The organism is Methylobacterium sp. WL12 (assembly GCF_008039475.1).
Taxonomy (GTDB): domain Bacteria; phylum Pseudomonadota; class Alphaproteobacteria; order Rhizobiales; family Beijerinckiaceae; genus Methylobacterium; species Methylobacterium cerastii.
Genome location: NZ_VRUW01000124.1, coordinates 1 through 10336 on the forward strand (window position 1 = coordinate 1; position 10336 = coordinate 10336).

Consider the following 10336-nt stretch of genomic DNA (forward strand, 5'->3'; position numbering starts at 1 on the left):
TTCGTAAGCCCCCCCGGCAAGCCCCTTCGCAAGCCTCTTGGTCAACCGGCGTCCGTGACGGTGGCTTCCTCGTAGGCCTGCAGCCAGGCGGTGCGTTCCTCCGAGCCCTCGGCGTAGGGGCAGTCGTCGATCGGCTTGCCGTAGAGGCGGGCGTTGCGGCCCTGGATGAACGGGCTGTCGCTGGCGGTGGCCTGGGCGTTCGCTTCGGGTTTCATGCGATCTCCTGTCGAGTGTCCCTTCGTTAACGGCCTTGGGCCATCCTCGGCTCCGTCGTCGTTCGCGTTGTCGGAACCCGTCGCTTGCGTATCCTGCGTCTCCTCGCCGCCGGCGTCTCGGCCGGCGCCTCGATCCTCGTGATCGGGTTCGTCTGCGCCGACCGGCTGGCCCACACGGCGCCGAGCCCGGTCGCCCGCATCGTCCTGCCCGAACCCTCGGCGACCGGATCGATCCCGGTGCAGCCCAAACCCGTCGCGGCCGTGAAGCCCGCGCCGGCGAAGATCCCGAACGGGTTCGACACCGAGCGCCTGAACGCCCTGATGCGCGGCGACCCGATCCTGCCCTCGAAGCGCTGACGGCGCGGATGGCTGGCCTGCGCCGCCGGACGTGACGCCCGCCGCCGGCACAGGGTAAGGCTCCGGGGCAGGTCCGCAGCGGATGCCGGCGGACGCGATCGGGACGGACACCGTGGGCCTCGTCTACGCGCTCGGCGCCTATCTGAGCTGGGGCCTCGTCGTCCCGGTCCATTTCCGTCTGCTCTCGGGCTTCTCTCCGAGCCACATCCTGTCGGTTCGCATCCTGTGGTCGTGCCTGTTCGCGATCCTGCTGGTGCTGCTGTGGCGCAACCGGGTACGCACGCCCTTCCCGCTGCGGCCGCGGCACGCGCTGCTCTTCGCCTCGGCCGGGCTGATCGGCGTGAACTGGCTCCTCTACCTGCAAGCGGTGAACAGCGGCCACCTGCTCGATGCAAGCCTCGGCTACTACATCAACCCGCTGGTCAGCGTGGCGCTCGGCGCGCTCGTCCTGCGCGAGCGGCTGCGCCCGCTGCAACTGGTCGCCGTGGGCGTCGCCGCGGCCGGAGTCGGCATCGCCGTGGTGCTCGCCGGCACGCTGCCCCTGGTGGCGCTCGAACTCGCGATCAGCTTCGCCCTCTACGGGCTGGTGCGGAAGGTGGTGGGCGTCGACCCGGCGGTGGGGTTCCTGGCCGAGACCCTGATCCTGACGCCGGCGGCGCTCGCCTGGGCGCTGTCCTCGCCCGAGCCCGTGCTGCCGTCCGACCCGCGGGACTTCGCGCTGCTGGCGCTGACCGGGGTGACGACGGCGCTGCCGCTGATCTGGTTCGCGGCCGCCGCCGAGCGCCTGCGCCTCGCGACCCTCGGCCTGATGCAGTACATCGCGCCGACCTGCCTGCTGGCCTTGAGCGTCCTCGCCTACGGCGAGCACGTGGCACCGCACGCGATCCCGATGTTCGGGCTGATCTGGCTGGCGCTGGCGCTCTACGCCTTCGACCTGCTCCGCGCCGGGCGGGCGGCCCGGGAGCGCGCACCCGGCGAAACCGCCGCGCCGACCCCGCGCGCGATGCGTGTATAACGCGGCCGCGCCCGGCCTTTGCCACGGGAAGCCAGTCCGAGTGTTGCGATGCGTGATCCCGCCGAGCCCGCCACGGTCACCCAGGCCGACTACGAGAACCTCGCCGAGGCGCTGCCGCAGCTCGCCTGGATCGCCACCGCCACGGGCGACATCGTCTGGTATAACCGGCGCTGGTACGACTACACCGGCACGACCCTCGAGACGATGCGCGGCTGGGGCTGGCGTGCGGTCCACCATCCCGACCACGTCGAGGCGGTGACCGAACGCTTCCGCACCGCGATCACCGCGGGCGCGGCATGGGAGGACACCTTCCCCCTGCGCGGCCGGGACGGGAGCTTCCGCTGGTTCCTGTCGCAGGCGATGCCGCACCGGGACGCGGACGGCCGCATCCTGCGCTGGTACGGCACCAACACAGACATCACCCACAAGCAGGAGGCCGAGGACCGGCTGCTGCAATCCGAGGAGCGGTTCCGGGCGCTGGTCGACGCCTCCACCGCCGTCATCTGGAACACCGACGCCGCCGGCGCCCTGCTACCGCCGCAGCCGCGCTGGAGCGCCTATACCGGCCAGTCCGAAGAGGCGTTCCAGGGCTGGGGCTGGATCGACGCGGTCCACCCCGACGACCGGGCGCATGCCGCCGAGGTCTGGGCGGGCTGCATCGAGGCGCGCACGCCCTACGCCGTCGAGTATCGTCTGCGCCGGCACGACGGGCAGTGGCGCGACATGGAGGTGCGCGGCGTGCCGGTGCTGGCCGCCGACGGCGCGTTGCGCGAATGGGTCGGCTCCAACGCCGACGTCACCGAGCGGAAGGAAGCGGAGGCCGAGGTCGAGCGGGCGCGCCAGGCGGCGGAGGCCGCCAACCTCGCCAAGAGCCAGTTCATCGCCAACATGAGCCACGAGCTGCGCACCCCGCTCTCGGCGGTGATCGGCTACTCGGAGATGCTCGGCGAAGAGCTCGAGGATATCGGCCAGGCCGCCCTCCTGCCCGACCTGCGCAAGATCGAGGCGGCGGCCCGCCACCTGCTCTCGCTCATCAACGACGTGCTCGACATCTCGAAGATCGAGGCCGGGCGCATGACCGCCTCGGGCGAAACCTTCGCGGTCGCCGACCTGATCTCGGACGTCTCCGACGCCACCGGCTCGCTCGTCGAGAAGAAGGGCAACCGCTTCGTCCTCGATCTCGCCGACGACCTCGGCACGATGCACCAGGACCAGACCAAGATCCGCCAGTGCCTGCTCAACCTGATCGGCAACGCGGCGAAGTTCACCGAGGGCGGCACGATCACCCTCACGGTCGCACGCCATCGCGAGGCCGGAGCCGACTGGTTCGGATTCTCGGTGACCGACACCGGGATCGGGCTCACCGAGGAGCAGATCGGGCGCCTGTTCGAGCGCTTCGCCCAGGCCGACGAGTCGACCACGCGCCAGTTCGGCGGCACCGGCCTCGGGCTGGCCATCACACGCGCCTTCTGCCGCACCATGGGCGGCGACATCGGCGTGACCAGCGTGCCGGGGGAGGGCTCGACCTTCTCGCTGCGGCTGCCGGCGACGCTCGCGGTGGAGGACGAGGCGCAGGTCGCCGCCGAGCTCGCGATCCCCCCCCCGGTGTCCACGCACGAGGAGCACGACGCGGTGCTGCTCGTGGACGACGACCCGGCGGCCCGCGAGCTGCTGCAGCGCTTCCTCGAACGCGAGGGCTTTCGCGTGCGTACCGCCAGCGACGGGCGCGCCGGGCTGACCCTGGCGCGGGCCCTGAAGCCGCGGGCGATCCTGCTCGACGTCGAGATGCCGCGCATGGACGGCTGGGCGGTGCTTCACGCCGTCCGCAACGATCCCGAGCTCGCCGGCATCCCCGTGATCATGACCTCGGTGGTGGCCGAGCAGGGCCTCGGCCAGGCGCTCGGCGCCACCGACTACTTCGTCAAGCCGATCGACTGGGATCGGCTGAAGGGCCTGATGGACCGCTACCGGCCGGAGGGCGTCGAGGCACGGGTCCTCGTCGTCGACGACGACGCCGACGCCCGCGAGCGCCTGCGCCGGACCCTGGTCCGCGACGGCTGGGGCGTCGACGAGGCCGAGAACGGCCGGGTGGCGTTGGAGCATTTCGAGGCGCAGCGCCCGAACCTGATCCTCCTCGACCTGATGATGCCGGAGATGGACGGGTTCGGGTTCCTCCGGGCGCTGCGGGCGCGGCCGGACGGCGACGTGCCGGTGGTGGTGCTCACCGCCAAGGAGATCACCGACGCCGAACGCCAGAGCCTCCAGGCCCAGGCCGACCGGGTGATCGAGAAGGGCTCCTTGAGCCTCGCCGAGATCGGGCGCCAGCTGCGCGTGCTCTACGCCCGCGAGGCCTCGGCGCCGGTGCCGCAGGGCATGCAGGGGCTGCTCGACGCGCTCGCCGCGCGGGAAGGGTAAAGGGCGCGCGACCATCGGCGCAGGTAGCCCGGCGGGAACCTTCCTCCGGTCCCGCCCCTTGCATTCCCGGCACGCGCTCCGGAAGGCGTGGCCGAGGAGCGCGCCATGAACGCCATCGTCGTCGTCGCCCTGATCTGCGCCTCGTCGGTCCAGGTCCAGGATTGCAGTCGGGAGAACGCCCTCGACGTGGTGACCGGCCCGGCCCACACCCTGCAGGAATGCCTGATCCAGGGCCCTGTGCTGGCTGCCAACGCCGGCCTCGGCAACGCCAAGGACAGCTATGTGAAGACGCGGTGCGAGCCGCGGCGCTAGGAGTCGGACGCAGATGAGCGACGCCGTCGATCCCGAACGGGCCGTGATGATCCGGCTGCGCGCCCGCCTCGCGGTGGTCGAGCGTGCGGCGTGGTTCGGGATGGTCCACGCGATGCGGACCCGGCCCGACGAGGTCGAGGCCTACATCGCGGGCGAGCGCGAAAAATGCGCCGCCGGGTTCGCCGGCCCGAAATGGGCGCGCGACCTCACCGACTCCGAGCGCGCCATGCTCGGCTCCGAGGTCGATGCCGGACTCGCCCAGCTGCTGCAGGACGCGCGCGACGAAGTTTGAGGCTCGCGCTCGCCCTGTCCGGCGTCTAGCCTCGGGTTCCGCCCGCGTCGAACCGGTCCCGCCAAGCCGGAGGGAGGCCGGGCGTCCCGATCCCGTCGAGGCCGGCGGCTGAGAACACGCCGATCGCGATCGCGCGGGCCAGCACCTGTGCCGCCATGTCGCCGAGCCGCGCGAGGTCGCCGATCGGGTCCGCGAGCGGCACCGCCCCCGTCGCGACCGCAAAGACGACATCGCCATCGAGCGGCGTGTGCACCGGGTGGATCGCCCGTGCGAGGCCGACCTGCGCCGCCACCGCGAGGCGTTTGCACTGCGCCTTGGTCAGCGCCGCATTTGTGGCGACCACCGCCAGCGTCGTCGCGGCGCCGGGAAGGGTGCGGACGGGGAAATCGAGGGCGCCCTCCGGCATCGCGGCGGGCCAGCCGAGGCCGCCGAACTCGGCCCCCCGCTCGAACGGCGCCGCCCAGAAATGCGGGCCGTCACCCACCGTCACCCGGCCGAAGGCGTTCACCGCAGCCAGCGCGCCGACCCGGAAGCCCGTGCCGGGGATGTCGGCCGAGGCCGAGCCGAGGCCGCCCTTCAGGTTGGCCGTGCGGGCGCCGGTGCCGGCCCCGACCGAGCCGAGCGCGACGTCCTCGGAGGCCGCTTGCGCCGCCAGGTAGCCGAGTTCGCGATAGGGCGGATAGCGCCCCCACGCCTTGTCGCCGCCGTTGAGGAGGTCGAACAGGATCGCGCCCGGCACGATCGGCACCCGCATCCCGCCGACGGGAAAGCCGCGCCCGGTCTCGGCGAGCCGCGCGACGACGCCCGCGGCGGCGTCGAGCCCGAAGGCCGAGCCACCCGACAGCACAACGGCGTCGACGCCCTCCACGGTGCGCTCGGGATCGAGAAGGTCGGTCTCGCGGGTGCCCGGCCCGCCGCCGCGGACGTCCACGGACGCCGTGAACGGCCGGTCGAACATCAGCGCGGTGACGCCGCTGGCGATCCGTGCGTCCGCGGCGTGCCCGACCCGGATGCCGGCGATGTCGGTGATGGCGTTGCGCATGGGCCTGAGCATGCCACGAACGCGGCGGCGCCGCACGGCTTGAGCGGGGAGGCGGGCGGGTGCAGGATCGGCCTCATGCCGCAGGATTTCGTCATCCGCCCCGTCGCCCGCGCCGACCACGCGCAGTGGCTGCCGCTCTGGGAAGGCTACAACCTGTTCTACGAGCGCGTCGGCCCGGCGGCGATCCCGCCCGCGGTGACGCAGGCCAACTGGGACAGATTCTTCGACGCCGACGAGCCGATGCACGCCCTGGTCGCCGAGCGCGCCGGACGGCTGATCGGCCTGACGCACTACCTCTATCACCGCACCACCACGGCCATCGCGCCGTTCTGCTACCTGCAGGACCTGTTCACGACGGAGGAGGCGCGCGGAAGCGGGGTCGGACGTGCGTTGATCGAGGCCGTCTACGCGGACGCCCGCCGCGCCGGCTCGCCGCGGGTCTACTGGCAGACCCACGAGACCAACGCGACGGCGATGCGGCTCTACGATCAGGTCGGCGACCGGTCGGGCTTCTTGGTCTACCGCAAGCCGCTCTGACCCTGTGGCCGCGACCCCACGCCTGTGGATGCGCGGCGTCTCCGCCGCATCCAGGGATGCGCTCGCGTGTTAGTGGGGGCCTTCGGAATTTCCCGTGGCGAGCAACCGGAGCGGCGATGGCGTTCGGCATCGAGATGGGGCTCGGGCTCGACGGGCAGGGCATCGGCCAGCCGGCCCGCCTCGACCTGGAGGAACTCCTCGCCACCCGCCTGCTGGTCCAGGGTAATTCCGGCTCGGGCAAGTCGCACCTGCTGCGCCGCCTGCTGGAGCAGAGCGCCGGCCATGTGCAGCAGGTGGTGATCGACCCCGAGGGCGACTTCGTCACCCTCGCCGAGGCGCACGGCCACCTCGTCGTCGACGGAAGCCACGGCGAAGGCGACTTGCAGGCGATCGCAGCCCGCGTGCGCGCCCACCGCGTGTCGGTGGTGCTCGACCTCGAGAGCCTCGACATGGAGGCGCAGATGCGCGCGGCCGCCGCCTTCCTCGGCGGGCTGTTCGAGGCCGAGCGGGCGCATTGGTACCCCTGCCTCGTCGTCGTCGACGAGGCGCAGATCTTCGCGCCGGCGGCCGCCGGCGACGTCTCCGACGAGGCGCGCAAGATCGCGCTCGGCGCGATGACCAACCTGATGTGCCGCGGGCGCAAGCGGGGCTTGGCCGGCATCATCGCGACGCAGCGCCTGGCCAAGCTCGCCAAGAACGTCGCGGCCGAGGCCACCAACTTCCTGATGGGCCGCACCTTCCTCGACATCGACATGGCGCGCGCCGCCGACCTCCTCGGCCTCGACCGGCGCGGCGCCGAGCGCTTCCGCGACCTGGCGCGGGGCGAGTTCGTGGCGCTCGGGCCTGCCCTCAGCCGCCGGCCGCTCGCGCTTCGGATCGGACCGGTAACCACCTCGTCGCGGGCGGCCTCGCCGACCCTGATCCCGCTGCCCCAGGCGGCGGATGCGGACCTGCGCGCCCAGATCCTGGCGCCGGCCGAGGCCGGCTTCGCCTACCCGACGCGGGCCTCGCGCGCGCCGGCCACGCCCCGCGTCAGCCCCGCCGACCTGATGCGCGAGCTGGCCGCCCACCGGCCCGAGCCGGCGACCGCCCCGCCCGTCCTCGACGAGGCCGAGAACCGCGCCGGCTGCGACGCGATCCTGCGCGGGCTCGTCGCAGAGCCCGAGGCCGGGCGCCAATCCGTCGCCGTGGTCTACCAGGACTTCCTTGTCCGCTGCCGGATGCGCGGGCTCGACGGCGAGCGCGTCGGCCTCCAGGCGTTCCGCCGGTCTCTGAGCGTGGCGCGGGCCGGGATCGACGCGGCGGCGCCCGCCGCGACGGACGGAGACGCGCGCTGGACCCAGGCGCAGGACGCCGCCGCCGGCATGCCGGAGGAGGTCCAGGGCCTGTTCCTGCTGCTGGCGCGGGCGGCGCTCGCGGGCGAGCCGTGCCCGGGCGATGCGGCGCTGGCCCGGGCCATCGGCAGCCGCTCGCCCGGCCGCGCCCGGCGCCTGCTCGGCTACATGGAGAGCCGCAACGCCATCGTCTGCCGCGTGGATTTCTCGAAGAACCGCATCGTCGCCCTGCCGGCACTCGGCTGCGAGACGGCGCCGGGCGACCCGAAGGCGGACGTGGCGGAGGCCGCGCCACCGGAGCAATCCGAAGCGGGGGCCGGATGGGGATTGTTCGCCGCGGAGTGAGGCGTCCCGCGCGGGAGGTCAGGCGGCGCTGAGCCGCATCAGCTCCGCGATCAGGGTCTCCGCCGAGGCCGCGACGCTCAAGCCATCGGTGGCCAGGGTCAAGTCGGGGGCGAGCGGCGCCTCGTAAGGCGCGGAGATCCCGGTGAAATTCGGGATCGCGCCGGTACGCGCCCGGTCGTACAACCCCTTCGGGTCGCGGGCCTCGCAGACCGCCAGCGACGTGTCGATGAAGACCTCCAGGAACGGGATGTCGCCGGCGATCTGCCGCGCCGTCTCGCGCTCGGCGCGGATGGGCGAGATCAGCGAGACGATCACCACCAGCCCCGCCTCGGCCATCAGCCGCGCGGTCTCGGCCGCCCGCCGGATGTTCTCGACGCGGTCCGACGCGGTGAATCCGAGGTCGCGGTTGAGACCATGGCGCAGGTTGTCGCCGTCGAGCACCATCTTGTGCCGGCCCGCCTCGGTCAGCGCCCGATCGACAGCGTTGGCGATGCTCGACTTGCCCGCGCCCGACAGCCCGGTGAACCAGGCGATGGCCGGGCGCTGGTTCAGGCTGCGCCAGCGCGTCTCGCGGGGCTGGAGCGTCTGCCAGGTCAGGTTATCGGATCGCCGGGTGGGGTCGGCGGCGTGCTTCGACGGATCGGGCAACGGCGGGGGCTCCTTGAGCCTGCTCACGCGTCCTCCCGCCCCCTCCGGGATCCGCTCGGCTGATGCTTAGCCGGAACCGGGCTGTAACGGAACCCGTCGATCACGCGTCCGTGAGCACCACCTCAGGCGCGGGCGCGGCCTTGGGGATCGCCCTCGGCCGGCCCTCGTCGTCGATGGCCACGAAAGTGAAGGTCGCCGAAGTCACCTTCTCGCGAAGCTGCGTCCGGAACCGCCGGGCCCAGGCCTCGACCTCGATCTTCATCGAGGTCCGTCCGACATGCCCGATGCGGGTGTAGACGCAGAGCACGTCGCCGATCCGCACCGGGCGGATGAAGGTCATCGCGTCGAGCGCGACGGTGACGACGCGGCCTTCGGCCCGGTCGACGCCGGCGATACCGCCGGCCTGGTCCATCTGCGACAGCACCCAGCCGCCGAAGATGTCGCCGTTGGCGTTGGTGTCGGCCGGCATTGCGATGGTGCGGACCGTCAGGTCGCCCTTCGGTTCCTCGGCGCTGTCCCGGTCCATGCGATCCTCGTCCTTGGCGCTAGGCGCGGCGCCGATTATGCGCGAACGCGGCGGCGTCGAAAGGGGTCAGGGCATCAGGCCGGCGAGTTTCAGGCCGGCCGCCAGAAAGACGGCGACGGCGCAGACGACGCATTCCAGCGGAATCGATTGCCAGAGGTCGCGCGCGACCACCTCGCGCGTGGCGATATCGTCCATGGGGCGTTCCTCCCGGGCGGACCGATCTGATGCCGGCCGTCCCGAAGCGGCGAGCCTACACCAGATCGACGGCCGACGCAGCCCGCTTCCACAGACGACAAAAAACCCGGCGGCCCCGTGGGCCGCCGGGTTCTGGACTTCGGTACGGAATGATCTTGCGATCAGTAGAAGAAGCGACGACGCGGGCCGTAGAAGCGGCGGCCGTAATACGGGCGGCGGTAGAACGGACGCGGGCCGTAGAAGCGGCGGCCGTAATACGGACGACGGTAGAACGGGCGCGGCCCGAAGCGGCGGCGGTAGAAGTATTGCGCCTTCTCGGCAACGGCCGGGGCGGCCTCGGTCTGGAGCGCAAGGCCGGGACCGACCGGGGCGGCGGATGCACCCTGCGGGGCGGCGGCGGCGAAGCCCAGCACCAGCAGGGCGGCCAGCAGGAATTTCCTCATGGCGATCTCAACTCTTTCAAGGACGGGAGACGGACGAGCGCGGATGGAGCCCGAGCCGCTAGAACGCACGAACTGCGGAAAGCGTTTCGTCGCCGCCGCGGCGTTTCCACCGGGATCAGGCGATCTGCGTCGTCATGTCGACGACCGGCACGGTGCCGCTCTGGCGCACCAGCGCGATACCGTGTTCGCAATCCTCACGGCGGACGTAGCCCTCGCCCGAATCGGCGACGACGTTGCCGTTCTGGGCCCGCAGGCGCCAGCGCCAATGGCCCGGCGCATCGCGGTAGAGTTCGAATCGCATCGGGGCTGCTCCTATCTCGATGCCGTCGAGATGGGGCGCGACGCCGTGCCCGGCAATGCTCCCGTGCAGCCGGAGGCGACGCGTGCCGGCGCCGAGACGAAGAAGGCCGCCCCGGAGGTCCGGGGCGGCCTTCTTCAGTTGCTCGATGAGGCGGGACGCCTCAGGAGCGCGGGCTGCGGTCGAGCCAGCCGATGGCGCGGCCCTCGTTGCCGCCGTTGCCACCGCCGCCGCCGCGCGGGCGGTTGCCGGTGGGCTGGCGCGGACGGTCGCCGGCGGCGCGCTCGGGGCGCGGGCCGTTGCTCGGGCGCTCGCCCTGCGGACGGGCGTTGCGGGTGTCGGGTTGGCGGGCGCCGTCGGGA

14 protein-coding genes and 1 pseudogene are annotated in these 10336 nt (G+C 72.5%); 7 read left to right on the plus strand and 8 right to left on the minus strand.

All coding sequences use genetic code 11. The annotated features are described in order from the left end of the window. Positions 1–41: 41 nt before the first annotated feature. Positions 42–215, minus strand: a complete 174-nt coding sequence (locus tag FV226_RS28210; RefSeq protein ID WP_187273697.1) for an Rmf/CrpP family protein — start codon at positions 213–215, stop codon at positions 42–44. An 84-nt stretch (positions 216–299) separates the two neighbouring features. Here FV226_RS28210 and FV226_RS25520 point away from each other — a divergent pair, with 84 nt between their 5' ends. The 5 genes from FV226_RS25520 (at position 300) to FV226_RS25540 (ending at position 4606) form a co-directional block, all read left to right on the plus strand. Next, positions 300–572 (plus strand): hypothetical protein, encoded by a 273-nt coding sequence (locus FV226_RS25520; RefSeq protein ID WP_147752030.1) that lies wholly within the window; start codon positions 300–302, stop codon positions 570–572. A gap of 112 nt (positions 573–684) precedes the next feature. Continuing rightward, positions 685–1587, plus strand: coding sequence for an EamA family transporter RarD (rarD, locus tag FV226_RS25525; RefSeq protein WP_147765132.1), 903 nt, complete (start codon positions 685–687; stop codon positions 1585–1587). 48 nt (positions 1588–1635) lie between these two features. Next, positions 1636–4002, plus strand: coding sequence for a PAS domain-containing hybrid sensor histidine kinase/response regulator (locus FV226_RS25530; RefSeq protein ID WP_147765126.1), 2367 nt, complete (start codon positions 1636–1638; stop codon positions 4000–4002). A 105-nt stretch (positions 4003–4107) separates the two neighbouring features. Then, on the plus strand, positions 4108–4314 hold the full coding sequence (locus FV226_RS25535) for a hypothetical protein (RefSeq protein WP_147752028.1): 207 nt from the start codon (positions 4108–4110) through the stop codon (positions 4312–4314). 13 nt (positions 4315–4327) lie between these two features. Continuing rightward, positions 4328–4606 (plus strand): hypothetical protein, encoded by a 279-nt coding sequence (locus FV226_RS25540; protein ID WP_147765127.1) that lies wholly within the window; start codon positions 4328–4330, stop codon positions 4604–4606. A 25-nt stretch (positions 4607–4631) separates the two neighbouring features. Here the strand turns inward: FV226_RS25540 and FV226_RS25545 are convergent, their stop codons facing one another. Further along, positions 4632–5660: a P1 family peptidase gene (locus tag FV226_RS25545; protein WP_147765128.1), complete on the minus strand. Its 1029-nt coding sequence runs from the start codon at positions 5658–5660 to the stop codon at positions 4632–4634. A 63-nt stretch (positions 5661–5723) separates the two neighbouring features. Between FV226_RS25545 and FV226_RS25550 the strand changes: the two genes are divergently transcribed. Both FV226_RS25550 and FV226_RS25555 read left to right on the plus strand, forming a co-directional pair. Further along, positions 5724–6185: a GNAT family N-acetyltransferase gene (locus FV226_RS25550; protein WP_147765129.1), complete on the plus strand. Its 462-nt coding sequence runs from the start codon at positions 5724–5726 to the stop codon at positions 6183–6185. 116 nt (positions 6186–6301) lie between these two features. After that, entirely contained in the window at positions 6302–7864 is a 1563-nt protein-coding gene (locus FV226_RS25555; protein ID WP_147765130.1) for an ATP-binding protein, read from the plus strand. Positions 7865–7882: 18 nt separating this feature from the next. On the opposite strand, the gene cysC is transcribed toward FV226_RS25555, so the two are convergent. The 6 genes and pseudogenes from cysC to FV226_RS28215 form a co-directional block, all read right to left on the minus strand. Next, positions 7883–8461 carry an adenylyl-sulfate kinase gene (gene cysC / locus FV226_RS25560; RefSeq protein ID WP_246691737.1) on the minus strand — a complete coding sequence of 193 codons (579 nt, stop codon included), beginning with the start codon at positions 8459–8461 and terminating at the stop codon, positions 7883–7885. A gap of 151 nt (positions 8462–8612) precedes the next feature. Further along, the gene (locus FV226_RS25565; protein WP_147765131.1) at positions 8613–9038 is read right to left on the minus strand and encodes an acyl-CoA thioesterase; all 426 of its coding nucleotides are present in this window, start codon (positions 9036–9038) and stop codon (positions 8613–8615) included. Between the two features lie 66 nt (positions 9039–9104). Next, complete coding sequence (locus FV226_RS29030) at positions 9105–9233, minus strand: hypothetical protein (protein ID WP_281406057.1); 129 nt, start codon at positions 9231–9233, stop codon at positions 9105–9107. A 161-nt stretch (positions 9234–9394) separates the two neighbouring features. After that, positions 9395–9676 (minus strand): hypothetical protein, encoded by a 282-nt coding sequence (locus FV226_RS25570; protein WP_147729335.1) that lies wholly within the window; start codon positions 9674–9676, stop codon positions 9395–9397. A 115-nt stretch (positions 9677–9791) separates the two neighbouring features. Beyond that, a complete protein-coding gene (locus FV226_RS25575) occupies positions 9792–9977 on the minus strand; it encodes a DUF1508 domain-containing protein (RefSeq protein ID WP_147754714.1) in 186 nt (61 codons plus the stop codon). A gap of 160 nt (positions 9978–10137) precedes the next feature. After that, positions 10138–10336 (minus strand): annotated as a pseudogene (locus FV226_RS28215) (RNA helicase); the annotation flags it as partial.